This is a genomic window from Enterobacter cloacae complex sp. P43RS (assembly GCF_014930585.1).
GTDB lineage: Bacteria > Pseudomonadota > Gammaproteobacteria > Enterobacterales > Enterobacteriaceae > Enterobacter > Enterobacter bugandensis.
Genome location: NZ_JADBRJ010000021.1, coordinates 1 through 26,545, shown reverse-complemented (window position 1 = coordinate 26,545; position 26,545 = coordinate 1). Strand labels below are relative to the sequence as shown.

Annotated in this window: 31 protein-coding genes and 3 pseudogenes; 16 read left to right on the top strand and 18 right to left on the bottom strand. The window is 49.3% G+C overall.

Annotated features, from left to right (window positions below; genetic code table 11):
- Positions 1–335: 335 nt before the first annotated feature.
- From IM294_RS22290 to IM294_RS22150, 3 genes are read right to left on the bottom strand one after another with little or no spacing between them, the layout of a single operon-like run.
- Entirely contained in the window at positions 336–809 is a 474-nt protein-coding gene (locus IM294_RS22290; RefSeq protein ID WP_311388687.1) for a replication protein, read from the bottom strand.
- Positions 810–823: 14 nt separating this feature from the next.
- Positions 824–2,656 carry a replication endonuclease gene (locus IM294_RS21815; protein ID WP_311388686.1) on the bottom strand — a complete coding sequence of 611 codons (1,833 nt, stop codon included), beginning with the start codon at positions 2,654–2,656 and terminating at the stop codon, positions 824–826.
- An 18-nt stretch (positions 2,657–2,674) separates the two neighbouring features.
- Entirely contained in the window at positions 2,675–2,914 is a 240-nt protein-coding gene (locus tag IM294_RS22150; RefSeq protein ID WP_227015736.1) for a hypothetical protein, read from the bottom strand.
- A gap of 171 nt (positions 2,915–3,085) precedes the next feature.
- Here IM294_RS22150 and IM294_RS21810 point away from each other — a divergent pair, with 171 nt between their 5' ends.
- Both IM294_RS21810 and IM294_RS21805 read left to right on the top strand, forming a co-directional pair.
- Positions 3,086–3,331 (top strand): hypothetical protein, encoded by a 246-nt coding sequence (locus IM294_RS21810; RefSeq protein ID WP_227015734.1) that lies wholly within the window; start codon positions 3,086–3,088, stop codon positions 3,329–3,331.
- Positions 3,332–3,541: 210 nt separating this feature from the next.
- On the top strand, positions 3,542–4,426 hold the full coding sequence (locus IM294_RS21805) for a D-hexose-6-phosphate mutarotase (RefSeq protein ID WP_045261609.1): 885 nt from the start codon (positions 3,542–3,544) through the stop codon (positions 4,424–4,426).
- Between the two features lie 78 nt (positions 4,427–4,504).
- On the opposite strand, the gene IM294_RS21800 is transcribed toward IM294_RS21805, so the two are convergent.
- Positions 4,505–5,251, bottom strand: a complete 747-nt coding sequence (locus IM294_RS21800) for a MipA/OmpV family protein (protein WP_048959711.1) — start codon at positions 5,249–5,251, stop codon at positions 4,505–4,507.
- Between the two features lie 430 nt (positions 5,252–5,681).
- Between IM294_RS21800 and yeaG the strand changes: the two genes are divergently transcribed.
- The 3 genes from yeaG (at position 5,682) to IM294_RS21785 (ending at position 9,580) form a co-directional block, all read left to right on the top strand.
- Positions 5,682–7,616, top strand: a complete 1,935-nt coding sequence (gene yeaG, locus IM294_RS21795; RefSeq protein ID WP_014883443.1) for a protein kinase YeaG — start codon at positions 5,682–5,684, stop codon at positions 7,614–7,616.
- Between the two features lie 74 nt (positions 7,617–7,690).
- Positions 7,691–8,974 (top strand): YeaH/YhbH family protein, encoded by a 1,284-nt coding sequence (locus tag IM294_RS21790; RefSeq protein ID WP_028012767.1) that lies wholly within the window; start codon positions 7,691–7,693, stop codon positions 8,972–8,974.
- Positions 8,975–9,073: 99 nt separating this feature from the next.
- Entirely contained in the window at positions 9,074–9,580 is a 507-nt protein-coding gene (locus IM294_RS21785; protein WP_126817542.1) for a YbaK/prolyl-tRNA synthetase associated domain-containing protein, read from the top strand.
- A gap of 5 nt (positions 9,581–9,585) precedes the next feature.
- On the opposite strand, the gene yoaI is transcribed toward IM294_RS21785, so the two are convergent.
- Entirely contained in the window at positions 9,586–9,690 is a 105-nt protein-coding gene (gene yoaI / locus IM294_RS21780; RefSeq protein WP_088205013.1) for a small membrane protein YoaI, read from the bottom strand.
- A 144-nt stretch (positions 9,691–9,834) separates the two neighbouring features.
- On the opposite strand from yoaI, the gene IM294_RS21775 reads away from it, so the two are divergent.
- A complete protein-coding gene (locus IM294_RS21775; protein ID WP_008500737.1) occupies positions 9,835–10,281 on the top strand; it encodes a DUF441 domain-containing protein in 447 nt (148 codons plus the stop codon).
- On the opposite strand, the gene IM294_RS21770 is transcribed toward IM294_RS21775, so the two are convergent.
- Positions 10,265–11,056 (bottom strand): helix-turn-helix transcriptional regulator, encoded by a 792-nt coding sequence (locus IM294_RS21770; RefSeq protein WP_041910482.1) that lies wholly within the window; start codon positions 11,054–11,056, stop codon positions 10,265–10,267. The genes IM294_RS21775 and IM294_RS21770 overlap by 17 nt on opposite strands.
- A 99-nt stretch (positions 11,057–11,155) precedes the next feature.
- On the opposite strand from IM294_RS21770, the gene IM294_RS21765 reads away from it, so the two are divergent.
- Positions 11,156–12,343, top strand: a complete 1,188-nt coding sequence (locus tag IM294_RS21765; protein WP_126817544.1) for a CynX/NimT family MFS transporter — start codon at positions 11,156–11,158, stop codon at positions 12,341–12,343.
- A 31-nt stretch (positions 12,344–12,374) separates the two neighbouring features.
- Here IM294_RS21765 and IM294_RS21760 read toward each other — a convergent pair whose 3' ends face one another.
- Positions 12,375–13,082: a CTP synthase gene (locus tag IM294_RS21760; RefSeq protein WP_028012763.1), complete on the bottom strand. Its 708-nt coding sequence runs from the start codon at positions 13,080–13,082 to the stop codon at positions 12,375–12,377.
- 101 nt (positions 13,083–13,183) lie between these two features.
- Here IM294_RS21760 and IM294_RS21755 point away from each other — a divergent pair, with 101 nt between their 5' ends.
- Positions 13,184–13,528 carry a DUF488 domain-containing protein gene (locus IM294_RS21755; RefSeq protein ID WP_041910484.1) on the top strand — a complete coding sequence of 115 codons (345 nt, stop codon included), beginning with the start codon at positions 13,184–13,186 and terminating at the stop codon, positions 13,526–13,528.
- On the opposite strand, the gene IM294_RS21750 is transcribed toward IM294_RS21755, so the two are convergent.
- Positions 13,529–13,834: a periplasmic protein gene (locus tag IM294_RS21750; RefSeq protein ID WP_045261614.1), complete on the bottom strand. Its 306-nt coding sequence runs from the start codon at positions 13,832–13,834 to the stop codon at positions 13,529–13,531.
- Positions 13,835–13,914: 80 nt separating this feature from the next.
- On the bottom strand, positions 13,915–14,169 hold the full coding sequence (locus tag IM294_RS21745) for a DUF333 domain-containing protein (RefSeq protein WP_045261615.1): 255 nt from the start codon (positions 14,167–14,169) through the stop codon (positions 13,915–13,917).
- Between the two features lie 308 nt (positions 14,170–14,477).
- On the opposite strand from IM294_RS21745, the gene IM294_RS21740 reads away from it, so the two are divergent.
- Both IM294_RS21740 and IM294_RS21735 read left to right on the top strand, forming a co-directional pair.
- Positions 14,478–15,497, top strand: coding sequence for a sensor domain-containing diguanylate cyclase (locus tag IM294_RS21740; protein ID WP_126817786.1), 1,020 nt, complete (start codon positions 14,478–14,480; stop codon positions 15,495–15,497).
- 45 nt (positions 15,498–15,542) lie between these two features.
- The gene (locus IM294_RS21735) at positions 15,543–15,641 is read left to right on the top strand and encodes a YoaK family small membrane protein (RefSeq protein WP_126817546.1); all 99 of its coding nucleotides are present in this window, start codon (positions 15,543–15,545) and stop codon (positions 15,639–15,641) included.
- A gap of 126 nt (positions 15,642–15,767) precedes the next feature.
- On the opposite strand, the gene IM294_RS21730 is transcribed toward IM294_RS21735, so the two are convergent.
- Positions 15,768–16,016, bottom strand: coding sequence for a GlsB/YeaQ/YmgE family stress response membrane protein (locus IM294_RS21730; protein WP_028012758.1), 249 nt, complete (start codon positions 16,014–16,016; stop codon positions 15,768–15,770).
- Positions 16,017–16,294: 278 nt separating this feature from the next.
- Positions 16,295–17,779: a sensor domain-containing diguanylate cyclase gene (locus IM294_RS21725; RefSeq protein ID WP_370552631.1), complete on the bottom strand. Its 1,485-nt coding sequence runs from the start codon at positions 17,777–17,779 to the stop codon at positions 16,295–16,297.
- Positions 17,780–17,951: 172 nt separating this feature from the next.
- On the opposite strand from IM294_RS21725, the gene IM294_RS21720 reads away from it, so the two are divergent.
- Positions 17,952–19,451: an EAL domain-containing protein gene (locus IM294_RS21720; RefSeq protein ID WP_126817548.1), complete on the top strand. Its 1,500-nt coding sequence runs from the start codon at positions 17,952–17,954 to the stop codon at positions 19,449–19,451.
- Position 19,452: 1 nt separating this feature from the next.
- On the opposite strand, the gene IM294_RS21715 is transcribed toward IM294_RS21720, so the two are convergent.
- The 3 genes and pseudogenes from IM294_RS21715 to IM294_RS21705 all read right to left on the bottom strand — a co-directional run.
- Positions 19,453–19,698, bottom strand: coding sequence for a DUF2543 family protein (locus tag IM294_RS21715; protein WP_028012755.1), 246 nt, complete (start codon positions 19,696–19,698; stop codon positions 19,453–19,455).
- Positions 19,699–19,767: 69 nt separating this feature from the next.
- On the bottom strand, positions 19,768–20,115 hold the full coding sequence (locus IM294_RS21710; protein ID WP_028012754.1) for a DUF1304 domain-containing protein: 348 nt from the start codon (positions 20,113–20,115) through the stop codon (positions 19,768–19,770).
- Positions 20,116–20,192: 77 nt separating this feature from the next.
- Positions 20,193–20,363, bottom strand: a pseudogene (locus tag IM294_RS21705) (NADP-dependent isocitrate dehydrogenase); the annotation flags it as partial.
- A gap of 222 nt (positions 20,364–20,585) precedes the next feature.
- Between IM294_RS21705 and IM294_RS21700 the strand changes: the two are divergent.
- A pseudogene (locus IM294_RS21700) lies at positions 20,586–20,843 on the top strand (SOS response-associated peptidase family protein); the annotation flags it as partial.
- Here the strand turns inward: IM294_RS21700 and IM294_RS21695 are convergent.
- Together IM294_RS21695 and IM294_RS21690 are read right to left on the bottom strand one after the other, a co-directional pair.
- Complete coding sequence (locus IM294_RS21695; RefSeq protein ID WP_040017211.1) at positions 20,843–21,175, bottom strand: FlxA-like family protein; 333 nt, start codon at positions 21,173–21,175, stop codon at positions 20,843–20,845. The pseudogene IM294_RS21700 and the gene IM294_RS21695 overlap by 1 nt on opposite strands.
- A gap of 202 nt (positions 21,176–21,377) precedes the next feature.
- Positions 21,378–21,719: pseudogene (locus tag IM294_RS21690) on the bottom strand (DUF4113 domain-containing protein); the annotation flags it as partial.
- Between IM294_RS21690 and IM294_RS21685 the strand changes: the two are divergent.
- From IM294_RS21685 to IM294_RS21675, 3 genes are read left to right on the top strand one after another with little or no spacing between them, the layout of a single operon-like run.
- Positions 21,693–21,977, top strand: coding sequence for a 3'-5' exonuclease (locus IM294_RS21685; protein ID WP_193360395.1), 285 nt, complete (start codon positions 21,693–21,695; stop codon positions 21,975–21,977). The pseudogene IM294_RS21690 and the gene IM294_RS21685 sit on opposite strands and share 27 nt — an antisense overlap.
- Before the next feature lie 52 nt (positions 21,978–22,029).
- Positions 22,030–22,275 (top strand): excisionase, encoded by a 246-nt coding sequence (locus IM294_RS21680; RefSeq protein WP_071785721.1) that lies wholly within the window; start codon positions 22,030–22,032, stop codon positions 22,273–22,275.
- A complete protein-coding gene (locus IM294_RS21675) occupies positions 22,256–23,383 on the top strand; it encodes a site-specific integrase (protein WP_040017164.1) in 1,128 nt (375 codons plus the stop codon). Before IM294_RS21680 ends, IM294_RS21675 begins: the two co-directional genes overlap by 20 nt.
- Before the next feature lie 156 nt (positions 23,384–23,539).
- On the opposite strand, the gene IM294_RS21670 is transcribed toward IM294_RS21675, so the two are convergent.
- A complete protein-coding gene (locus IM294_RS21670; protein ID WP_333061242.1) occupies positions 23,540–24,841 on the bottom strand; it encodes a polysaccharide biosynthesis protein in 1,302 nt (433 codons plus the stop codon).
- A gap of 569 nt (positions 24,842–25,410) precedes the next feature.
- Between IM294_RS21670 and IM294_RS21665 the strand changes: the two genes are divergently transcribed.
- Positions 25,411–26,010, top strand: coding sequence for a helix-turn-helix domain-containing protein (locus IM294_RS21665; RefSeq protein ID WP_052445443.1), 600 nt, complete (start codon positions 25,411–25,413; stop codon positions 26,008–26,010).
- Between the two features lie 142 nt (positions 26,011–26,152).
- Here the strand turns inward: IM294_RS21665 and IM294_RS21660 are convergent.
- On the bottom strand, positions 26,153–26,545 hold a 393-nt coding region (locus tag IM294_RS21660), incomplete at its 5' end, for a LuxR C-terminal-related transcriptional regulator (RefSeq protein ID WP_193360393.1).

Here is a 26,545-nt window from a genome sequence, read left to right as displayed (position 1 = left end):
ATATGTTTTTATATTCTTGGGCGTACTTCAATCTAGCCGTAATTTTGCTGGCGTTGTTATTCCTATCGAGGATAAGCCATAACAATAGTTTCCTGTAGTTATTATCTTCATCGTAATAATTATATAAAAATTCAGAGATATACTCGTCCATAGGTAACCTTAAGCTTTTGTATAGAACTTACAATTTCAGATTTTTCCAGTTCACATTATACAAAATGAATGATTATTGCTAGATCCTCTACCAGGTTTGACGAAAAAAAAATCGAAAAGAGTATCGGAGGAATCTTTCTACATATTAGTTGGACACTTAAGTACCAAACTTCCCCAAAGTCCTTCTAGAGTATGCTTTTCAACATTTTCAAATACTCCCCGAAAGGATCAAATCTAAATTTTTTGCTATCTACCCCATGCAAAGTACTGAGCCGAAGCCCTAGATGAGTCACGACAAGATCATAAGATTTACTGCGTTCAATCCACAACCGGCCAAATGGTGATGAGCGGTAAATTTTGCAACCTACTTTCAGCTTACCCCCCCGGAGTAAAGAAAGAGCTTGCCCTCTGCTAATACTTAGCTTCTGTATTATTCCTTCTGATATTAATCTTTCCACTGCGGGCTGTAACAAAGTCACACAAGCCTCTTCCGTTTGTTGTTTTTCCAGCCTAGCGTTAAAAGCACTCCGCCAGGTGAGTTCTAGATCACTTCCTAACTCATATGGTGTGTCAGTAGAATTTTTTTTTAACGGAGTTTCCCTTAGCCGCTGCATAAGCTTGCGATGTGCCGCCTGATCAAGGTTATCAAAATCGACCATTTCTTACTCAGAATCTACTGCCACGTCCCCCACATCAGGCGAAAAATCGGTGTTTTTTCATCTTCCGTAGAGTTATTGACAGAACTCCAAGCGTCGCCGGGTGGCGACGGCAAAACATCACCCCCCAAACCAGGGCCGCTTTTGGCCCCGGTGGCTGCATTGGATTTGGCGCGGATTGTCCACTTAACCAGACGCGTACAAATGCGCGACCCTTCGCCCAGACGTGGCGACCAGACCCCGAAGACCTTTTCCGGGATCTCACAGTAGGCGTTCATTTCATCGGCTGGTTGATAGGCGAGGCGGACGACATAGTTTTCACGCGGGATCAACACACCGCCCTGGCGCAAAATGTATGTGGCGAAGCAACCCACATCGGCAGCGGCGCAGACCGCATCCATTTCGGGATCTGCCAGCATTGCCGCGCCACGTTTGAAGGTATTAGCGATTTTGCGCTGGTTGGTTAGCTGGTTGCTCAGTTTGCGCAGTTCGCGATAAACGGACACAGGCGGCTGGCCCAGCGGCTGAAACTGGCGGATGCGGTGAAGCGATGCCCACGCCATTGCATATTTGGCCGTTTCATTCAGCGGCTTGCCCGTCTCGTCGTCCAGCTCACCGGCCAGCGCGTGGCCGTCGATATTCTTGGAAATATATTTCGCGATGTAGGCCGTTGCTGACCCCTTGCGCGGGTCCATTTTTTTGGACTTGAAGCGAGCGCCGGTATTGCGGCCCAGTTCGTCGCGGTCCTCCGCAATGAAGTAAGCGCGAAGGATCGCGACTGTGGCTTTAACTTCCGCCTGCGGCATGAATAACAGGGCGTGCCAGTGCGGCGTGCCGTCGTGGTGTGGCTCTGCGACACGGAAGCCATAAGGGCGCAAATCTTCACGCTTCAGTTTGGCGGTTGCGCGGTTCCATACGCGGCATAAATACCGCTGCGCCTGGGCAATGGTGGTGTGATTCCACTTGCCGTTATGGTGACCAGATTCGACATTGCTGTGATATTTGGACGGGCAAGTGATGGTCAGGAAGATACCCACATCGCCGCGCTGTTGTGCGACAAGCTCCACGCCAGCCATACGCGCCATTAGCTCATGGCGGCGGATCGCCGGATTGGACGTGGACTTGTTTATCATATCTTCAAGCGATGAAACGTTGCCGTCTTCGTCTACAAGCTCATGACTCTTGAAAAATTCGCGGTTCTTCCGGCACTGTTCCTGCCACTCAGCCAGACTTGATGCGCTTACATAGGCGTGGGCCTTGCGATGAACTGCGCCGACTGCACGCAACTGGTTTTCGCGCCAGTCACAACGAAGACGCCAGATTTTACGGCCCGACCAGTCCGGCGAGCACATACGCAGAATGGCGGTAAAGATTCGATCACGTTCCCACGGCGCGGTCCATGCGGACGGCACAACGCGAAGGGCCAGCATTTCGCGACCCAGGTGGCAATAAATCCAGTCCAGTTCCTCAACGCTCATGCCCTCGGCGGTCAGGACCAAAGCGGCGCATTCGATTTCAAGCATTTCCGCCAGGCGGTTGGCAATCTCATGCGCGGCGCTTAACGCTTCCCGTTTGGTGAAATCTGCCAGGCGTTGCCAGCGGCCATGCCAGTAGGTGGCCAGTTCGCTGTTAACGTCTGTCGCAACGCCTTGTTTGCTGCGCACGCCATCAAGACGCAGTAATGATTTTTTCACGGTCCCCATAAGAAAATCATTAAAGTGTCGGGCTTCACGGTTGGCGCGTAACCAGTCGATTTTTTTGCGCCAGACTTCGCGAATAAAAAACGGCTCAGACAACAAACGGGCCTCCACACCTTCCGGCGTGCTGGCCCATGCGGCTGCGGCGGCCATATCTTTTCTGACCATTTCTTAATGTATGGCAAACGGCAGGCCGTGCGGCTCATATTTGTCCATCGCATGGATCAGCGCTCCACGATTACGTACCTCAGCCGGGTTATAACCGGCACGTTTGATAAGCCGGTCAATATGCTTTTCAACGGCAGGATGATGCGCCACCGCCCCGGCGAGCGGGGCAAGTTTTGCAGATTCAAAGGTAAACGCCCCGATAGCAGGGCGGGGCTTATTCCAGGGCCAGGCGAAATCCGTCATTTCTTACTTTCCACGTTGTATTTTTCGTGGGTCAGCAATGACCAGACCTTGCCGCCATCCATACTCAACAACTGCCAGCGGCAACCCAGACGGATCACCAGGTAATGATGTGGCGCAATGCGGGAATAATTTCTCCGGCCTTTCGCGTATGGAGGTATTAGACAAGTGGGTATGCGCAGAAGTGATGCTTCAAGTTCCGATGCCTCAATGGACGGTCGCGTAGCTCGCATTGAGTCAGATATTTCATACATCAAACGAGATATTCAGGATCTTAAAGGCGATATTAAAGATTTACGAAGTGATATCAGAGATATTCGAACTGATATGCACACTGACTTCAGAATCACCTTCGGTGCCCTGATCGCCGTCGCGCTAGGTCTTGCTGGAATCATGGCTCGTGGTTTTGGATGGATGTGAATCACAGCATAAATAAATAGCCCCGCAATGCGGGGCTTTTTCATTTTTGCGTGTCCACAAATTGCCCTAAAGACTGATGTTAGGCGCGGTTTTATGCTGTAGAATGTTGTAACCACTTGACTGTAAAAACAGTAACTCACTGAATTTCGAAGATAAAGACAGGCCACTTCGGTCGCCTTTTTTATTGTTTTTTAGACAGAGGATTGCTTAATGATAAATAAAATTTTTGCACTTCCGGTAGTCGAACAACTTACCCCTGTGCTCTCCCGCCGTCAGATTGACGGTGCCGACGTTATCGTCGTTGACCACCCGCGCGTTAAAGCCTCCGTGGCGCTGAACGGCGCACACCTGCTCTCCTGGAAACCGGAAGGCGAAGCGGAAGCGCTGTGGCTGAGTGACGCCACCTCGTTCAAAAAAGGGGATGCGATTCGCGGCGGCGTACCGATCTGCTGGCCGTGGTTTGGCCCGTCCGTACAGCCGGGTTTGCCTTCTCACGGTTTCGCCCGTAACCAGCAGTGGACGCTGAAAGCGCATAACGAAGATGACAACGGCGCAGTGCTGACCTTTGAGTTGCAGGCTAATGATGAAACCCGCGCCCTGTGGCCGCATGATTTCACCCTGTATGCCCGCTTCAAACTGGGTCAGAGCTGCGAGATTGAGCTGGAAGCCCACGGCGAGTTCGAGACCACCTCTGCCCTGCATACCTACTTCAACGTGGGTGACATCAATGCAGTGAAGGTGAGCGGCCTGGGCGATACCTTTATCGACAAAGTTGATAACGCGAAGGAAGGTAAGCTGAGCGACGGCGTTCAGGCGTTCCCTGACCGTACTGACCGCGTCTATCTGCATCCGGAAGCGTGCAGCGTGATCCACGACGGTGCTCTGAACCGCGGCATTGAGGTGGTTCATCACCATCACAGCAACGTGGTGGGCTGGAACCCGGGGCCTGCACTCTCCATCAGCATGGCCGACATCCCTGATGACGGTTACAAAACGTTCGTCTGCGTGGAAACGGCCTGCGTAACCACCCCGCAGAAAGCGAGCGAGGAAAAGCCGTCTCGTTTAGGGCAGACAATTCGCATCGTTAAGCGATAAGGTCGCTGCACCACACCAAAGCAAACGGGGCGCAAGCGCCCCGTTTTGATGCAATGATTGCACCGCGATAATGCACAATCAGAACTTGTAGGTCACACCCACCGAGAAGATGCCAGCCCAGGATTTATCAACCATCGGGCTATCCTTCACTTCGTCGCTCAGACGCTCGTAACGGCCGGTACCGTAGACGTTCCAGTCGCCAAGGAAGTTATAGCTCGCGGTCAGCTCCAGGTAAGGATCCCAGCCATCATCGGCGCTGTAGCTTTTCAGCCCACTGCGGCGGGACTCGTTTTTAGAAACGCCGTAGTAATAGTCGTTGTAGTTTTCACTGTTGTACTGCACGCCGATACCCGGCGTCAGGGTGAGCCCACCGTTGGTATAGCGATACAACCACGCCAGATCCCAGATAAAGCCGTTGCTATTATCCAGCGTATCACCCGCCAGGGCCGTACGGAGGAAGCCATACTGGGTGTTATGCACGTATGAAAGCCCGGCCATCATGGTGCTTTTGCGCTTGTCGAGCTGGCGAAGCGCGTGGCTGTCGCTGTCGCCCGGCTTGAAGTGCGTTGGATCGTAGTAGGCCATGATAGAAAGCTTATCGGCCGTATCGTTCCACAGATAGTAGCCGCCGCCGAGACCGCGGAACCAGAAGTTATCGCCTTCATAGGTGATAACGGGTACAGGATAAACATCGCGGTCATACTGTTTGTATGGGCTGTTAATGACGCCAACGCCCGCACCCACCGTCCACTGACTTTCCGCCTGAGCGGTGCTAACTGCGGTCGCGGCAAGGATGCCCAATGCCAGAAGTTTGAGTTTGGTCACAATCCATTCTTTCCTGTAGTCAAATAATCAGCGGGTGAAGTGTAACCGCCATTCCCGTACATCCCAAAATTTTTTGCCTGCTAATCAGTCTGATTAACCCATTATTTTTAACTTTTCAGATGACAACCCGCTTTCATTTATATGACCGCTGAATGAAAAACGTGCTTAAGCCTTATAACCCGGGTGGAAATTTTTGGATGAGTTATTGATATGTCATTGAAATTAGTTTTTCTCAGCATGCAAGTTTGGCAAATGCCATCTACGCTTAAATTTAAGAAGAGTTTTCCTGAACACCTGCGGTTCTTAGCGTCTGACCTGGCACACAGGTTGCTGCTCTGGCAGTGGGGTGCGAGAGATTCTCTTCCGGGAGCCTCCACTACTCATACGAACGGCTCTTATCCTGTGCTAAAAAACGAAAGGACGGCATGCCATGAATATATTCGATCACTATCGCCAGCGCTACGAAGCTGCCAAGGACGAAGAGTTCACACTGCAGGAGTTTCTTACCATTTGTCGGCAAGATCGCAGTGCCTATGCCAATGCGGCAGAACGGCTATTGATGGCTATCGGTGAGCCAAACATGGTTGATACTGCCCTGGAGCCACGGCTTTCCCGTCTATTTTCGAATCGGGTGGTCGCCCGATATCCGGCGTTCGAAGAGTTCTATGGTATGGAAGATGCCATTGAACAGATTGTCTCCTATCTGAAGCATGCCGCCCAGGGTCTGGAAGAGAAGAAACAGATCCTCTATTTACTCGGCCCCGTCGGCGGCGGTAAATCCTCGCTGGCTGAACGCCTGAAGTCGCTGATGCAGCGCGTACCGATTTATGTGCTGAGCGCCAACGGCGAACGCAGCCCGGTGAACGACCATCCGCTGTGCCTGTTTAACCCGCAGGAAGATGCGCAAATTCTGGATAAAGAGTTTGGCATCCCGCGTCGCTACCTCGGCACCATTATGTCGCCGTGGGCGGCAAAACGCCTGCACGAATTTGGCGGTGATATCACCAAATTCCGCGTCGTGAAAGTGTGGCCATCCATCCTGGAGCAGATCGCTATCGCCAAAACGGAACCGGGTGATGAGAACAACCAGGATATCTCGGCGCTGGTGGGTAAAGTCGATATCCGTAAGCTGGAAAACTTCGCACAAAACGACCCGGATGCCTATGGCTATTCCGGTGCGCTGTGCCGCGCCAACCAGGGGATTATGGAATTCGTCGAGATGTTTAAAGCACCGATCAAAGTGCTGCATCCTCTGCTGACGGCGACCCAGGAAGGGAACTACAACGGGACGGAAGGTATCTCCGCCCTGCCGTTTAACGGGATTATTCTCGCCCACTCGAACGAATCGGAATGGGTAACCTTCCGTAATAACAAAAACAATGAGGCCTTCCTTGACCGCGTGTACATCGTCAAGGTGCCTTATTGCCTGCGGATCTCCGAAGAGATCAAAATTTACGAAAAACTGCTTAACCACAGTGAGCTGGTGCATGCGCCATGCGCTCCGGGCACGCTGGAAACGCTCTCGCGCTTCTCCATCCTGTCGCGTCTGAAAGAGCCGGAAAACTCCAGCATCTATTCGAAAATGCGCGTCTACGACGGTGAAAGCCTGAAAGATACCGACCCGAAAGCGAAATCGTACCAGGAATACCGCGATTACGCCGGGGTTGATGAAGGGATGAACGGCCTCTCCACGCGTTTCGCGTTTAAGATCCTCTCCCGGGTCTTTAACTTCGACCACGCGGAAGTGGCGGCCAACCCGGTTCATCTGTTCTACGTCCTGGAGCAGCAAATCGAGCGCGAGCAGTTCCCGCAGGAGCAGGCTGAACGCTACCTTGAGTTCCTGAAAGGCTACCTGATCCCGAAATATGCCGAGTTCATTGGCAAAGAGATCCAGACGGCCTATCTGGAATCCTATTCAGAATACGGGCAGAACATTTTCGACCGCTATGTCACCTATGCTGACTTCTGGATCCAGGATCAGGAGTACCGCGACCCGGATACCGGCCAGCTGTTTGATCGTGAATCCCTGAACGCGGAGCTGGAAAAAATCGAGAAGCCTGCCGGGATCAGCAACCCGAAAGACTTCCGTAATGAGATTGTGAACTTCGTCCTGCGCGCCAGAGCGCATAATAACGGGCGCAATCCGAACTGGACCAGCTACGAGAAGCTGCGCACGGTTATTGAGAAGAAAATGTTCTCCAATACCGAAGAGTTGCTGCCGGTGATCTCGTTTAACACCAAAACCTCAACCGACGAGCAGAAGAAACACGACGATTTTGTCGACCGTATGATGGAAAAAGGCTACACCCGCAAACAGGTTCGCCTGCTCTGCGAATGGTATCTGCGCGTGCGTAAATCGTCCTAAAACAAGTGCCCGGTAGCGCCTGCGCCTGCCGGGCCAACAAAAACGCAAGTTGGCAAATGCAGTACGGGGGGTATATGACCTGGTTTATTGACCGGCGTCTTAACGGCAAAAATAAGAGCACGGTGAACCGCCAGCGCTTCTTGCGCCGTTATAAAGCGCAAATTAAACAGTCGATCTCCGAGGCCATCAACAAACGCTCGGTGACCGACGTCGACAGCGGCGAGTCTGTCTCCATCCCTACCGATGACATCAGCGAACCGATGTTTCATCAGGGGCGCGGCGGCCTGCGCCATCGCGTTCATCCAGGTAACGACCACTTCGTTCAGAACGACAGAATTGAGCGCCCTCAGGGCGGCGGCGGTGGTTCAGGAAGCGGTCAGGGGCAGGCCAGCCAGGACGGTGAAGGCCAGGATGAGTTCGTTTTCCAGATTTCGAAAGATGAATATCTCGACCTGCTGTTTGAGGACCTTGCGCTGCCGAATCTGAAAAAGAATCAGCATCGTCAGCTTAACGAGTATAAAACCCATCGCGCGGGCTATACCGCTAACGGCGTGCCCGCCAATATCAGCGTTGTGCGTTCGTTGCAGAATTCTCTGGCGCGTCGCACGGCCATGACGGCAGGCAAACGTCGCGAACTGCGCGAGCTGGAGAGCAGCCTGAAGGTCGTGGAAAACACGGAGCCGGCGCAGCTGCTGGAAGAGGAGCGCCTGCGTAAAGAGATTGCCGAGCTAAGAGCGAAGATCGACCGCGTGCCGTTTATCGATACCTTCGACCTGCGCTACAAGAACTACGAAAAACGTCCCGAACCCTCCAGCCAGGCCGTGATGTTCTGTCTGATGGACGTGTCCGGCTCGATGGACCAGGCCACCAAGGATATGGCGAAGCGTTTCTATATCCTGCTCTACCTGTTCCTGAGCAGAACCTATAAGAACGTGGAAGTGGTTTATATCCGCCATCACACCCAGGCCAAAGAGGTGGATGAACATGAGTTCTTCTACTCCCAGGAGACCGGGGGGACCATCGTATCAAGCGCCCTGAAGCTGATGGATGAAGTAGTGAAAGAGCGTTACGACCCGGCGCAGTGGAACATTTATGCCGCACAGGCGTCGGATGGCGACAACTGGGCCGACGACTCACCGCTGTGTCACGAGATCCTGGCGAAGAAAATTCTGCCGGTGGTGCGTTACTACAGCTATATCGAAATCACCCGTCGCGCCCACCAGACCCTGTGGCGGGAATATGAACATCTGCAGTCCATGTTCGATAACTTTGCCATGCAGCATATCCGCGATCAGGATGATATTTATCCTGTGTTCAGGGAGCTGTTCCACAAGCAATCTGCTACCAGCAACGCATAACCCAACAGCCAGCGAATCCGCTGGCTGTTTTCTTTCGACCCCGTTTATCTCGTGCTAATGTAGCAAGCTGCATACTGGATTATCACCGGGAAAATTGTGATGACTGACGACGTTATGGGGACAAGTACCCACCATCAGCTGATTACCTTACTCACCGAGCAGGGCGCGCGTTTTCGCGTCATGGAGCACGAGGCGGTGGGGAAATGCGAAGCGGTGAGTGAAATTCGCGGGACCGATCTGCGCCAGGGGGCAAAAGCCCTGGTCTGCAAGGTGAAGGGCAACGGCGTTAAAAAACACGTACTGGCGATTCTGGCCGCCGACCTGCAGGCCGATCTGAGCCAGCTTGCCAGCCATTTTGGCGGGCTTAAAGCCTCCCTCGCCAGCCCGGCCGAGGTCGATACCCTTACCGCCTGCGTTTTAGGCGCGATCCCGCCCTTTAGCTTCCATCCTGATTTGGCGCTGGTGGCCGACCCGCTGCTGTTCGAGCGTTTCGACGAAATTGCTTTTAACGCCGGTTTACTGGAGAAATCCGTGATCATGGACACCCAGGATTACCTGCGCATCGCCCGTCCTGAGCTTGTAAACTTCCATAAAGCGTCGTCGTGACGGCGCTAGCCTCTTCTTTCCAGAAACAGCACGGAGGCGACGAGAATCACGGCAATAGCGAAAAACGATGAGGAGATAATGAGCGTTTCAACAAACATGTGATCGTTCATGATGGCGATCCCTTTGCGATACCTGCCTTCGTTTTAATCCGCGTAAATGACAGGGTAATGACAGCGATAAAATCTTTTAAACGCTGTCCTCCGCCGCGTTTACGCGTACAGTAAGCAGGATAATTATTCTGGCAAGGATCCCCCATGTTTGACCCGACTCTGCTCATTCTTCTGGCGCTCGCCGCGCTCGGCTTTATCAGCCATAACACCACCGTCGCCATCTCGATTCTGGTGCTGATTATTGTGCGCGTGACCCCGTTAAATACCTTTTTCCCGTGGATAGAAAAACAAGGCCTCACCATCGGGATCATCATTTTAACCATCGGGGTGATGGCTCCCATCGCCAGCGGCACCCTTCCCGCCTCAACGCTGCTGCACTCGTTTGTGAACTGGAAATCACTGGTGGCGATCGCGGTGGGGATTTTTGTTTCGTGGCTGGGCGGACGCGGCGTGACGCTGATGAGCAGCCAGCCCTCGCTGGTGGCGGGCCTGCTGGTGGGCACGGTACTCGGCGTGGCGCTCTTCCGCGGCGTGCCGGTAGGCCCGCTGATTGCGGCAGGGCTGGTGTCCCTGTTTATCGGGAAGTCATAGTCAGGCTGGCCATGTAACGCGCCGGCGTCTGGCCCAGCCCCTTTTTGAACATGGTGATAAACGCGGTGGTAGAGTCATAGCCCAGAGACTGTGCCACCTGCTGCACCGATTTCCCGCTAATCAAATGCTGTAACGCCACGATCAGCTGAAGCTGGTGACGCCAGCGGCGAAAGCTTAAACCGGTCTCTTTGACCACCAGCCGCGCCAGGTTGCGTTCACTCATCGCGAAATGGCTCGCCCACTGCGCCAGCGTCTGCCAGGCGGCGGGCTCTTCCGCCATCTTCTCGCTCATCAGCCGAATTTTAGGATGGGGAGAGACGGGCAGCTGCAGATGCTCCTGGCGCTGGAGCGGCAGCTCGTCAAACAAGACGTCCACCAGACGCGATGTGGCCGCTAGATGCAGCTGTTCACGTGATTTCTCCGCCAGGGATAAAATCAGTTCCCGCACCAGGGGAGAGATTTTCAGGGTGCAGCAGCGGTCGGGCAGGCTGGCGGCACCAGGCTCAATAAACAAAAAGCAGAGCTGCGCCCCCGGCGTGGCCCTGTTGCTGTGCGGCATTTGGCCTGGGATCCAGACGGCATACTGGGGCGGTACCATCAGCATCGCATTTTCCACTTCGCAGGTGATCGCGCCGCCAAGGGCCAGAATCAGTTGCCCCTTACGGTGTTGATGCTGCGGAATATATTGTTCTTCCGTCACCACGCGGATGCGAAACGCGACGGCCGCATCGTGTTGGCTATCAGGATCGTAGCCGTCCAGTCCCAGACCAATCATCAGGTTGTCCGATATTAGCGATAAACTGTCATTTTAGCCTGATTTCAACCGCTGAGAAAATCGGTATTGTGTGCGCTCGCTTGAACGTATGAGAACACAATGACTACTGCTCTTCGCACCTCAGGAAAACAGGGCGCGCTGTTGATTGCAGGCATCCTGATGATTGCCACCACGCTTCGCGTCACCTTTACCGGCGCAGCGCCGCTGCTCGATACCATTCGCCTTGATTATGGCTTAAGCACGGCGCAAACCGGTCTGCTGACCACCCTGCCCCTGCTGGCCTTTGCTCTTGTCTCCCCGCTCGCGGCGGGCGTTGCCCGGCGTATCGGCATGGAGCGCAGCCTGTTTATCGCCCTGATGCTGATTTGCATCGGGATTGCGGTTCGCTCCCTGCCTTCCGCTACCCTGCTTTTCATCGGAACGGCGGTGATTGGTTGCGGGATCGCGCTGGGGAATGTGCTGCTGCCCGGCTTAATTAAGCGTGACTTTCCGGGTCAGGTGGCAAAACTCACCGGCGCCTATTCCCTGACGATGGGTGTCTCTGCCGCGTTAGGCTCGGCGCTGATCGTACCTCTGGCTCAGGGTGATGCGGGCTGGCATGGCGCGCTGCTGATGCTGATGGCGTTTCCGCTGGTCGCACTGCTGCTCTGGCTACCGCAGTGGCGTCAAAAACACGTCGCAACGGTAACGGGCGCAGGCGCGCTGCATAACCGCGCGATCTGGCGCTCGGCACTCGCCTGGCAGGTGACGCTCTTTCTGGGGATAAATTCGCTGATTTATTACGTCATCATCGGCTGGCTGCCGGCAATACTGCTCAGCCATGGCTTCAGCGAAGCGCAGGCCGGCTCGGTGCACGGCCTTTTACAGCTTGCCACGGCCGTGCCGGGGCTTGCCGTTCCGCTCGTCCTCCAGCGCCTGAAGGATCAGCGAACCATCGCCGGAGCGGTTGGGCTGATGTGCGCGGTTAGCGCGGCGGGTTTGTGGTTTATGCCTGAGATGGCGGTGATGTGGACGCTGGTGTTTGGCTTTGGTACCGGGGCAACGATGATCCTCGGCCTGACGTTCATCGGCCTGCGCGCCAGCTCCGCACACCAGGCGGCAGCGTTGTCCGGTATGGCACAGTCTATTGGTTATCTGCTCGCCGCCTGCGGTCCGCCGCTGATGGGTAAAATTCACGATTCGGCTGGAGACTGGCGGATCCCGCTTCTCGCCTGCGCGCTGGCCGCTGTCGTCATGGCCATCTGCGGCGTACTTGCCGGGCGCGACCGGGAAATCGCGCCCCGATAAACACAGTGGCAGACCATCGGGTCTGCCTTTTTTACCCGCGCGCCGCGCGCAGCATTGCCTGCACCAGCACCACCGGACGCCCTTCCAGCGCAGCACGCTCGTGCTGGAATAAGGTGATCACAAAGAACGGATGGGTCACCAGCTCCGCAGCGCGAATTTCCCCCTGCTCGTCCCAGCCTGTCACGCGCATATCACCGCTCTCCAGTTCCTGAGCAAACGCCGCCGATACGCCATAGTTACAGTGATAACCCTCTACGATTTCCGGCTTTCCGTAGGCCTTCGCGATCAACGTATTATTGCGCAGCTCAATAGCATCGGTTTTTTCCACCAGCGAGCAGGTCAGCGGCGCAATCACCATCGTGCCTTCGGTATCCGTCTCAGCATGTGCCGCGTCGCTCCAGCCCAGCACGTTACGGGCATACTCAATTAACGCATGCTGGAACCCACCGCAGGTGCCCAGGAACGGAATGCTGTTTTCACGCGCGTAGCGTGCGGCAATAAAGGCCGCCTCGGTATTTTTATAGGGGCTTGCGGGAACCAGCCAGATGGCATCGTAGCCCACCAGATCCTCAGAACTGGTTAATTCCGTGGTGGCAAGCCAGTCGTAATCGGCGGTGAGGTCAAGGACCGCGGCGGCGTCGTCAATGGCCAGCGGGATCGCCTTGTGTGCAATAACATCAGGATTGTAATCGCCAACCAGCGCAATGCGCAGCGTCGTTTTAACCGGGAGGTGTTCCATGAAAGGTTCCTTATGCCAGAGTATTATCAGATAACATAAGGAACCTCAGACTACCGATCTTCTGCAATTATCACAATACCTTAAATTGGGAGGGTGGAATCATGATTCAGTGCAAACGCGTCTATGAACAGGCGAGCCCGGGCGATGGCTATCGGGTTCTGGTGGACAGGCTCTGGCCTCGTGGGGTGAAAAAAACAGACCTCGCATATGACGAATGGTGTAAAACGCTCACACCGTCCAGCGCGTTACGCAAGGACTTTCATAGCGAAGCGATTGATTTCGCGGCCTTCACTAAAGCCTACAAGGAAGAGCTGGCGCAGCATAAGGACGAAGGAGAGCGTCTGGCGGCGCTGGCGAAAAAGCAGACCGTAACACTGCTCTACGGCGCGAAGGACACGAAGCAGAATCACGCTCTGGTCTTAGCCGACTGGCTGCGCCATCTGTGATCAGCTGACCGCCAGCTCATCCTGAATTTGCGGAGCTTCGTCCGGGGTGAGCGGCATCAGGTGTTCGGCGCGAACAAACGCAAAGCCGTGCTGATTGTCAAAGGCGTAGACGTCTCCCGTCACCAGCCAGAGCGCGCGGTCCGCGCTTGCGGGTAACTGCGTCATCACGCCGTTGACCGGGTTAACGAAACGCTGGCCGGGTTGGCAAAGACCAAATAGCTCCACAGATTTACCAATATTGCGACGGCCTGACGCCGTGCGGGCACCGACGATCATCGCCACGCTGCCCGGTTTAAGCTGAAACATACTTCTCTCGCGGTAACGGTAGCCAGAAATTGGCTAAGAATAATCCTAAAGAGAAGTGTATCGCAGCTACTGTCCCTCTGTCACCTGGCAGGTTGCGGATGATCGCGACGATAGAGCGTCCATTCGTCGATCACTTCGCCACCGGGCAGCTTACACTCGGTGCGGACCCCCTGCGGGCTTTGAATTGGGACCTGTTCCCCGCCCTTTTCCAGGCAGTAAACGGAAGCCGGGTTCGCCATGCCCACGGCGTGCGGCGGTTTCGGGGCGTCGGGTGGGGTTGTTTTTGCGGTGCAGGCAACCAGGGGAAGCGCCAGCGCCAGTAGCAGAAATCTCATCTTGTTGATCCTTTTGACATCATCATTGGCTAAGGGTAACGGCTTGTCGCCGCTTTCTCCATGATTTCTCCATTCTAACTGCACTTTTCAACGCTACAGTCTGGCATGTTCTCACTTTGACCAGAGAACATCATTCCGTAATCAAGATGTCTTTGCCCCGTTCTCAACAACGGGGCTTTTTTTCCCGCCTGCTGCCTACCTCTGCATATATTAAATTTTCTATATTCATGTTTTACTATGCTGGAAGCCTAAAAATTCAGCATAACATGCAGATGCAGACGTCTTCTGCCTGGGAGTCATTCTACGTCATGTCGGATCTTATCCTCGCTCGCGTTTCAGAAACCCTTGCCACCGAGCAATCCCTTGAAAGCCTCGTTCGTCAGCTGCTGGAGATGCTGGAAATCGTCACCGACATGGAGTCGACGTATCTGACGAAGGTGGATATAACAGCCCGGCTGCAGCATATCCTCTATGCCCGAAACAGCAAGCAGATGACTATCCCGGAAGGGTTAAGCGTGCCATGGGATGAAACGCTGTGTAAGCGCGCGCTGGATAGCGACACATTATTCAGTAACGATGTCCCCGAGCGCTGGCCGGAGTGTGAAGCGGCGAAAGCACTTGGCATTACCACTTACATGAGCATCCCCGTTCATCTTGCCGATGGCTCGCTTTACGGTACGCTCTGCGCCACCAGCACGGCAAAAAAACCGCTCAGCGCGCGCGGCGAGCAGATGCTAAAACTCTTCGCCGGGTTGATTAGTCAGTATATTCAGAAAGAGTCTCTGGTGACCCAGCTCCGTGAAGCCAACGCGGCGCTTATCGCCCACTCCTACACAGATGCCCTTACAGGGTTACCCAACCGTCGCGCCATTTTTGAGGATCTGACCACCCTGTTTTCGCTGGCGCGGCATCTGAAACGTAACGCCATCATTGCCTTTATCGATCTGGATGATTTTAAACTGATTAACGATCGATACGGGCATGAAGCAGGCGACCAGTTCCTGATTGAAGTGGGCAAGCGTTTGACCGCAGAAAAACAGCAGGACGATATCATCGGCCGGCTGGGCGGCGATGAGTTTCTGGTGGCCACTCTGAGCAACGTCGAGAATGAGGAGCAAATCCACCTTCTCAGAACGCGCCTCAGCGCCCGAATTGCGGGAGAATACTGGCTGGGTAGCATCAGCATCATTTATCCTGGTGCCAGCCTCGGCGTTATCGAAGTGGATCCCAGCGTAACCGATCCGGACAGTGCGTTACGTGCCGCAGATATCGCGATGTATCAGGATAAGAAAGGAAAAAGCAAAACAGGCTTTCTCGCGATGGATTAACCCCGTACACTCTACGGCGTTATAAAAACCGAAACAGGTGATGATATGAGAATAGGGATCCTCTTCCCGGTCGTTATTTTTATAACGGCGGTGGTATTTCTGGCGTGGTTTTTTGTCGGTGGTTACGCTGCTCCGGGGCCATAAATGAGAAAAACCACCCTTATAATGTTGATCGTTGCCGTCGTGGCGTTTGCCGGCACGCAGTTTGGCTGGTGGTAAACCCGTTACGTAAAAAGGCCGCCATATGGCAGCCTTTTTAACGCTTCAGTATTAGCTTTTGATCTTTCTGTAGATAAACAGCACAACCAGCGCGCCGATCACCGCGACCGCGAAACTGCCGAAGTTAAAGCCATCGACTTTACCAAAACCGAACAGCGTACTGATCCAACCGCCGACTACCGCGCCGACAATACCCAGTATTATGGTGACGATAAACCCACCGCCATCTTTGCCCGGCATGATCCACTTCGCCAGAATACCCGCAATAAGCCCAAAGATAATCCAGGATAAAATTCCCATAACTTTCCTCTCTGTATGGTTTTTGTCATTAAATCAACGACACAAAAAGGATAGCACAGGATCTGAGAAAGGAAATTTGTGATAAGCCTCACAGAGAGAGTCTGCGCATTTCTTCATCAACATGCCCTTCCACAAGAACTGTGGGGTTGCATCTTTTATTGAGAAAGATTATCTTTCTCAACACTGAATAGTTGAGAAAAACACTTAGGTATTCAGTACGACATTGCTCACATTGCTTCCAGTATTTCTTGCCCACTCATGAGTGGGCTTTTTTTTGATCAAGCCCCAACGAAAGCGTGCCGGTTGCGCCCGCCGCGTTTTGCCTGATAGAGCGCCTGGTCGGCAGCATTAATAATATTCTGCTGGCTACCCGCGATGTTGACAGCACGCGCACTGGAGACCCCTACGCTTACCGTGACCCGCCCGAAGGGGCTAAACGCGTGTTCAATTTGCTGAGTGAAAACATAGCGAATAATCGTCTGCGCAAGGCGGAGCGCCTCCTGGATATCCGTTTCAGGCAAAATCAGCGCAAACTCCTCCCCGCCATACCGCGCCACAATCTGGTTGTCGCGGGTGAGACTTTCCCTGAGGCAGTTTCCCAGCAACGCCAGGCATCTGTCCCCTTCCGGATGACCGTAGTTATCGTTGTACTTTTTGAAGTAGTCCACATCCACAAGGAGCAGCGAAACCGGCGCGTCCTTTGCCGCACACGCCGCAATTTCCGAGAGGATTTTTTCATCAAAGATGCGCCTGTTATAAAGCCCTGTCAGCGCATCCTCCGAGGCAATAATCTTTAGCGCTTTGTTATCCCGTGCTTTTCTGGATAAGTCGGAATAGAGGAAACAGGACGCCACGATGAGCGTCGCGGTAAACACCAAAATAAGTGCGGCAAGCTGAATCGCCTGCTTGCGCCACGGTGAAAGGGCTTCATCAATGCTTACCGCTACCGTCGTAACCAGTCCGTAGCGCCTGTTTTTCTCATAGGCATAAATGCGTTCGATTTTATCAAACCTGGAGACAGAGCTGGCTATCCCTGTATTTTGTACCTTGAGGTATTTTCTGAAGAGAGGTGAGTCAGAAAAAATCGTACCGATATAGTTATTTTTAAAGGGATAACGAATCAGTAAAACACCTGCTTGCGTCGTTAAACCAATAACGCCCGCGTGACCAATATTAATCTGTCCATAAAGCGCCAGAAAATTTTCGATACCCAGCGTCACCACCACAACACCGTTAAATGCACCGGTGTGGGTTTCAAGGCGTCGGCTAAGAGTAATAACCCATTTACCATTGGTTCTGCTTATCACCGGCTCACCAATATAAATCTGCTGACTTTTATTTTCCTTGTGATAGACAAAAAATGCCCTGTCCGCGCCATTATGGGGGCCCGCAAAATTTTTGTGCAATGCAGTGAAGATATCCCCATGCGCATCATAGACAACCACATTATTAATCTGAGTAAGAAGATTATCCTGATTGCTTATCATTCGCTGAATATTGATCGCCTGTTGCGGGGTCATACCATAAATTTCGATTGTGTCGGAAACGGTGGTAATCAACAATTCACTTTGGCGAATGATCCCTTCCGTGTAGACGTTAAGGGTATGGCTCAGGTTGGCAACGCTGGTATTGATTTGCTGGATTGACTGCTGTCGGGACGTGGCAATCTGGACGGCAAGCGACAATGAAACAATCAATGAGACAATGATGACGGTAATGGTTGTTGTGTAAAAAGTATTTTTCACATGCACGAGCTTTTCCACCTTATCACGCCTGGCATCCCTGGCTGACAACTCTTGTCACTGTAACAAAGCTCAGGTTAAGAGGAAAACAAATTGCACTTAAGCATAACGGCTGCCGTTATTATCAGGCTTGTAGCTTGCACTGCCTGTGATAAGATTTGAGAGATGAGGGAGCGGACAGGGTATCTGGAAAATGAAAAAGATCATTGCCGTTACTATCGTTTCAGCGTTTCTGGTCTTCCTGTCTCTTTTTGCGGTTAATGCAGTTATCGGGAGCCAGCAGAAAAGCAAACAGCTTGAGATTTCCCGAACCCTTTTACAGCATTCAGAAAGTCTGACCCAGAGCATAGCGCAGACGCTCAAAAACCTGACCACACAGGGATGCGACAGAGACAGCCTCGATCGCTACCGGCAGGTTAAGCTCGAAAGCCGCTATGTCGCTGACGTCGGTTTTATTGAAAAGGGAAAAATAGTCTGTACCGCTTTTTGGGGTAAACTCGTTAATCCTGTCCCGCTTCCTGAAGAGCTCCATGAAACGCCCAGAGGATTTCTCCTCGCGCAATTTTCGAGAAAAGATTTTTTTACCGGCAATGCGGCCATCTATAATAATCACATTATCTTCACCTCCCGCTATGCTTACGATAAATTCACCCCGGTTACGGAGAGCTATTCTCTGAGCACCACCACCAGGGACTTAAGCAGAACGTTTTTTTCGGCTACGCCTGAATTAAACCAACAGAACGAACTGAATTCCTCCTTGTTTACCCTGACCCTCACCCGGTGCAGCACCACGTGGGATTTGTGCGTCATTGTGAAGCATCACAACGCAGGACTGGCCTCGTTATCTCCCGTTCTATTTATCGTTCTCGCGATCATTTTATGTTTTATCTGGATTGCGATAACGCTCTTTTTCTTTCGACTCAACGAGGACCGGTTCTCCCTGGAGCGGACGTTGGTCAAAGCTGTTATCACTAATACCATCGGCGTTCATTACCAGCCCATTGTTCGGATTGAGGATAAAAAAATTGTAGGCGTGGAGGTCTTGTCGAGATGGCGTGACGCAAGATACGGTGACGTCTCCCCGGAACTGTTTATTCCATTAATCAAAAAAATTGGCCTGTATAAAAATTACTATATAAATATTCTCCAAAAATCCCTTTCGGATATCGCGCCACTTATTATTAAATATCATCTGGTTGTTTCGCTCAATGTTGGCCGAACGGAAATTGAAGACGGACAGTTTATCAGCATTTTGCGCCGTAGCTGTTTAGCTAATAATATTCCGCTCTCTCTGATCAAAATCGAGCTTTCTGAAAAAGCCATTTCAACGGGGAATATTCTGGAAGATTTCTGCAAGGATTTAAAAAACCTTGGCGTGAGAATATCCATTGATGACTTCGGGGTGCAAAACTCAAACCTGGCAAGGCTTTCGCTGCTTGAATATGATGAGATCAAAATCGACAAGTCGCTGGTCGATGGCATCAGTGAACATTACAAGCAGAACATTTTTGTCATCTTTAGCGACGCCCTCGCAAAACTGAATAAAACGCTTGTTTTCGAAGGCGTAGAGAGCGAAATACAGTATCGCTTTATTGCTGAAAGATACCCCGAAGCGCTGATTCAGGGATGGTATTTCTCAAAATCCGTCACCCGAAGCGAGCTTGCGAAGCGACTCGCTGGGATCGCGCGGTAGGTTACTCGTTTCCCCACTGATTGAGAAAGTTCGCAATATCATCAATACGTTCGGCACGAACCCCGGCTTCACGCGCCATCTCCTGCTGAGCTTCCTCATCGATCTCCTCATTATTCGACAAACGCGTGAGAAGCAGCTGGAAATAATGCGCCAGCGAGTCCTGCTCTGACTCACTCACGGGCTTTGTGGCTTCCGTCGCGTACTCTTCGACGATGTCATAATACTTCAGTGGGATTTCGTTATTCATAACAGCGTTAATCTCTGAGGGTGAAGCCACAAGTATATCCGACGACGTACGGTTAACCAACGCGTTGCGTCAGATAAGCAGGGCAAGCAGGGCTGCAAGAGCAGGTATGGCCTGAACGTACAGTATCTTTCGGCTGGCGGTCGCTGCGCCAAAGAGTCCGGCAATCAACACGCAGGTCAGGAAGAAGATGGCCACAGATATACCCTTTTCACCAAGCCAGAGGCTCCAGAGCAGACCCGCAGCCAGAAAACCATTATACAGCCCCTGATTCGCGGCCAGCACGCGGGTGTCGCGCGCAAAATCGGGACGCAGATTAAAGGCCTTGTGCCCTGTTCTGGTGTTCCACAGGAACATTTCCAGCACAAGAATGTAGATATGGATGAATGCAACGACAGCGATAAGAACAGTAGCGAGCATCGTGTTATTTCCTGCAGGCAGAAGCAAAAAAAACGGGAACCCTCAGGCCCCCGCTCTTGTTTAACCCAGAATCTGGATTACATGTTCGCGATAATCGCGTCGCCAAACTCTGAACATTTCAGCAGCTTAGCGCCTTCCATCAGACGTTCGAAATCGTACGTTACGGTTTTCGCGTTGATCGCGCCTTCCATACCTTTGACGATCAGGTCTGCGGCTTCGAACCATTCCATATGACGCAGCAGTATTTCATTAAATCAATCATGATGCATTGATTTTTCAATCAAAAACTCATAATTGGCGCGTTCATCACACTTTTTTGACCACAAGCTAACCTATTGATTAGTTATGATGATTTTTGGGTTTTGATAACCACTTTTTGGTTTTATTGATTAATCTCTTAATGGGTTCGCTACGCTCCTCCTTCTCTCCCTGCTCTATACTTTGAGTTTGAGACTTGGCTGGAGGTTTCTATGTGCGGACGTTTTGCACAAGCTCAAACGCGTGAAGAATATCTGGCCTATCTGGCCTATCTGGCCGATGAAGTCGATCGCGACATTCCATACGACCCGGAACCTATAGGCAGGAACATCGTCTCGCCCGGTACCAAGGTGCTGCTCCTGAGCAAACGCAACGAGCAGCTGCATCTTGATCCAGTCCTGTGGTCTTACGCGCCCGAATGGTGGGATAATACGCCACTGATTAATGCGTGTGTCGAGACGGCAACCACTCAGACGTAAATATCAATGGTGCCGGCAGTATTTGTATCGTCCTTTCTCTCTACTTTGTTATCAGGCTGAACTTTCGCATCCTTATTCTGTTTCTCTGCCTGCTGCCGTAACAACTGTTCAAGTTGAACTCTGAGGCTTTCAATTTGCTTCTGTACTAGTGCAGCCATTTCTTTTTTCTGCTCTGGCGTCATCCCCTCTTCCGATGAGATTTTCCCAAGCTTTTCAGTCAGCACTTGAATTTGTCTCATGATTTTGGCTATTTTTGATGTTCCTTCCGGGGCGGAGTTGTTTAAAATGGCAGTTGAGGCATTCCCCTGAATTGTGACAGACATAGATTTCTCCTTTTAAAAAAGCACTATCGGCACGCAATAAAATATCTTTAATCGTATTTTTGTTGCATTAATCGTTTGATGTTAATATTGATTTCCTTGCGCCTGGCGTATCTCAGAAAGCTAAGCTTGTTGACAGGAGGCAGAAGGGCTAGACGTTCGGCAATAATTTTCCTCCTGACGCGGCCCAAGACATCAGGAAAATTTATCGGACCCTAAGCAGGTCTGAATATCTCGTCGTATATCGAGGCGACAACATTTCTCGCTTCATTTGCCACTGCTGCTGTATGCCCTGCCCGGCAAAATAAAGCGTTCCCTTTCCATCTTTCCCGTTCAGATAATCCAGAACTTCCATCAACCTCTCGCTACCAGCACGCGGCGCGTTCTCATCGAACAAGTTGAGCTGGGCCACGCCTTGGCTGAAAAAATCCCCAAGCATGATCCCTGCCTTCTGGTACCGGTGGCCATCCTTCCAGATTTTGTCCAGGCACTTTACCGCGGCGTTAATGATGTCGCGTGAATCCTGAGTGGGGGTAACGGCCCTGATTCTGTTCAGGTCTGGGGTAATGGTGCCACTTATGACAATGTCCTGCTTGAGGCATCTTACGACCGGACGGGGATCCCCTGCCCATGGAAGTTCTGGAATAACCGGGATGTAAGAACAATTGTCGAGTTGGGTAAAGCCGTTGGCTGCAAGCCTCGCTATGAGATCCCATTTGAGGGAGAACCTCACAAGGCTATTTCGGATGCTCATCATCAGATCAAATACGTGTCTGCAATCTGGCAGCGTCTGACTGAACACTGATTTTTTAATTTCAGAAAATGGCTCTGATATGGGCCATTATGAGGTAAATCATATGCTTCAAATGCTGACTTTAGAAGAATGGGCTGCGGAAAAATACCGGAGTAATCCCCCAAGTCTGAATACTTTACGCCGATACGCTAAAGAGAGCATGTTCACTCCCCCGGCCACCAAAGAAGGAAGATACTGGCGGGTAAGAGAAGATGCCGAGATTACAGGTAATTTAACCCAGCCCGTTATTAAAAAATCTGATTCTCCTATGCTTCAAAGGATACTGTCTGATGGCTGCCCGACCACGTAAAAACAACGTTAAGATACCTAATCTTTATCCGCTCTACAGTCGTAAGGTAAATAAAATCTACTGGCGTTATAAGCATCCTATTACTGGTAAATTTCACAGCCTCGGAACTAACGAGGCTGAAGCAACAGCAATAGCAATCGAAGCTAATGAGCGACTAGCTGAACAGCGCACTAGGCAGGTTTTGGCTCTCAGTGACAAGATCGCCACCAGCAAAGAAAAGGCGATAACAACAAATACGTGGTTAGATCGTTATTGGAAAATTCAGGATGAAAGACTGGAGAATGGTGATATCAAGCCGAACACTCATAAACAAAAGGCTAAACCAGTAGCCCTACTTCGTGAGAGCGTGGGAATGAAATTGATTTCATCCGTCGATGTTCGGGATGTTGCCCAGATACTGGAGTCCTATGTTGCAGAAGGTCAACCGAGGATGGCCCAGGTAATCCGCTCTGTTTTGATCGATGTTTTCAAGGAAGCACAGCATTATGGCGAGGTACCGCCGGGTTATAACCCGGCTCTTGCTACAAAACAACCACGCCGACGGATTACCCGACAGCGTCTTAACCTTGACGAATGGCAAAAGATTTTCGAGATAGCTGATGCCCGCCATCAATACATGGGTAATGCAATGCTATTGGCACTCGTTACTGGTCAACGCCTTGGGGATATCTCCAACATGAAGTTTAGCGATATTTGGGATGACCATCTGCATGTCGTTCAGGAGAAAACAGGGAGCAAGCTAGCGATCCCTCTATCCCTAAGGCTTAACGCGATTGACTGGAGTTTGAGGGATGTAGTTGCACGTTGCCGTGACTATGCAGTGAGTCCATACCTAATCCACTTCTTTCGGGCAACCTCAATGGCAGAACGAGGTGCTCAGGTAAAGTCGAACACAATAACAATGAACTTCAGTAAGGCTCGTGATAAATCAGACATAAATTGGGGGAATGGCACGCCAGCTACTTTCCATGAACAACGCTCGTTAGCGGAAAGACTATATGAGATTCAAGGGATAGATACTCAGAAGTTGCTAGGTCATAAGTCACCGAATCAAACGGCTCGATATCATGATGATCGGGGTAAAGATTGGATTAAAATATTTATATAAAGGAGTACACACTCCTTTATATTAATTTTTAAAACCCCACCGGACTGCAAAACGACTTACCAATTTAATTAAACATAACAATTAATATCTTTTATTAAGAATGAATTTTAGACGTAAACTTTTATCTTAACCTATTCAGATAAAGATTTCTCTTTGCTAATCTTTATCGAGCGCTTTTATTTTAAATAACTTTTGAACGCACCCGCAAATAACCTTTATTATTTCGATATGCACTAACAATATAAAACCTTGCATGAACAAGTAGTTAAAAATTGTTAGAGAAAAAATTTCAGTGATGATAACCGCTAAGGCAGCACCAATTAACCCGAACCTTAGAGAAAACAAATAAGAAAGCACCAAACTAAAAACCAAAACAAATATAGTTTTATATAGCAAAAATCTATATCCAGAAAACTTAACAATTATTTTTGATGAAGCCATTCCAAGTGTAGATAATAATGTTGCAAAACATAATAAAATGCAAGGCGCTATAGATTCATTATACTCACCCCCATATATGTAGAAAATTATATAGTTTATCAAAAACGTCATCAGCAATATTACTGGAATTGACAGTAAAATGATATTCAAATGCAGTCTTGCACCAAGATTTATTATTTTTGATTTACTTTTCTCTCGAAATATTGCTGGTAAACAAGAGGTTAGCAATGATAGCAAAATGAAATTCCAACTAGTAGCAAGAGTTTGAGAAACTGAATATATGCCGACATCATGATCACCATACAAACATGATATTACAAGTAAATTCAACCTCGGATAGATTGATGCAATAACAGAAGGAATAACGAGAATACTACCCGCATAACTCAGGTGAAAAAATCTTTTTCTTAATACTTTGTATTTTATTGACACTTTACTTTTATACTCCCTCCGGAATATAAATAACTTCAAAAAGTAAGGGGTGGCGCTTATAATTATAAGAGGCAATCCAAAAAAGATAACCGGAGCTTTATATTTAACCATTAATGCTCTGACTACTAAACCGAAAATAAGTCCGGTTACGTTTGCAAGAGCATTCATTCTAGAGTTCAGTAATGACTCATTAAGGCTGGTATATGTATCAATTGTGTAAAAGTAATATGCCAAACATATTGACAGCACTAACACCATACCTGTTAAATCCATTTGCACATTTAAAATCATGATGCAAGCACATGCAAAAAATATAAATACCGCACTCCTCAATATGAATACAGGCAACATTAATTGAATGCCGCCCAGTAAATTTGTGGTTATTCTTTTATAGAAAATACTATCGCTACCAAAAACCGCGGCAACTTGGATAATTTGAAAAATCGCAGTTGCGATTGCTATTTGCCCAATTACTACAGGCCCCAAGTATTTAGCTACTAAAGCGTTTATAAAGAAAAGACCAATTACGCCTATTGATTTTTCTGCAATCATCCAAATGATATTTTTTTGAGTTTTAGTTAACACCTATCCAACCTCTTTTAAATATTTATTTCTCTTCATCATCTTTATATAGTAAATCTATGAATTGCGTTATATCCATGCTATTTTTATTCAATAGCATAACGTAAACAACAGCAACTATCAGTATCAATAAGACAATACATGAAAGTAGAAGTAACATATTCAATCCTCTTTCTAACATTAAACTCAAAACCAATATAATTCAAAACAGAATGAGTAGACTAGTGAAAATATCGCAAAAAAAATAGAATTGCAGAAGTGTTTTTAGCAATACTCAAGCATGGAAAACATTAGTAAGCACGCTATATATTATAAATAGTTATAATATATATTATTAGCACCCTACCAAACAATCAACTAACACAAAATACACATCCAAACGACTATTGAGAATAATAGATTGATATTTTTTGACGAACCCAGAACTGCCTGCTGGTAATTTAACTAATAGATAAATTATGTATAATTACACAAGAACATATTTAAATTTAAACTTGCCATCCCCTAAAAAGATCATATGATTGCCTAACATCAAACTTTAAGAATGAAAATAATAGCAGAGGCATTAAATCATGTTTGACCATATCTTAGAGATTGTTGAAGCTTCTAACAAATTTATACGCATTTATGCGTCAAATGGACAGCAGATACACAGCACACTCAATAATAAACCACATGTTTACTTTCTCACCGAAGGTAGAGTAGATATTTATAGGAAAACAGACGATATTTTAATTTTCACTGTATATGCACCTCATATTTTAGGGTTATTTTTTATGTTCGAAAAGAATGATTATCATTATTTCAGAGCTTCAACGGATGCAACCTTTACAGCAATTCCAACTATAGAACTGAACTGCCTGGCTGATAGTAATGATTTGTGGAAACATTTTTTCTTAATGACTTGTGAAATCGCTTCAAACTTTTTCAAAAGGGATCAAAGATTTTCATCAAAAAATGCCTACGATATTATAAAAAACAACTTAGAAGCTATATGGGAATTACCAGAAAATGAAAGATCTCAAATTTCAGTTTTCAAATTCATTTTATCTAGAAGTACAATATCTCGTAGCTCCTTAAATAAAGTTCTAAAAGACCTCAATGATGGGGGGTATATTAAAATTCACAGAGGAAAACTTTTAAACATTAAAAACCTACCGCTAAAATATTAATCACTTAGGCGGCAGAAAAATCTTTCTCCATAATGGTGTTGTTTCTGATGTAATACTCTTCTTTTCGTTTATGCGATAATTAGCATAAAGACAATAGATTGAGAATGGAATCAATACCATTATCGATACAATAGATATTATATTATACATGCTCATAAACCCCTTCCTTTGTTGCCAGAGCATACATATAAAGTTCATGTCTATTTTTTAAATTTAATTTTTGCAAAATATTACGCCGATGTGTGCTTATTGTCTTTTTTGTTATGTTAAGAATAATTGCAATGTTGTCATCTGTTGTTCCTTCAGAAAACAAAGTGAACAAAAGAGCCTCTTTTGATGATAGTTTTTTAAAATGAAGCATATCATGAAAGTCATTTTGGTCTGTTAAATCATTAAAACACTCAATGTATTTATCCAAGTCGTAATTACATGGTAAAATCAAAGTTTTTTCTGGTCTGTATTTTGAAACTGCATAACAATGTAAAAAGTTATCTGTAATAATAATATCTTGAGTATGATACTTATGATAAAAAAT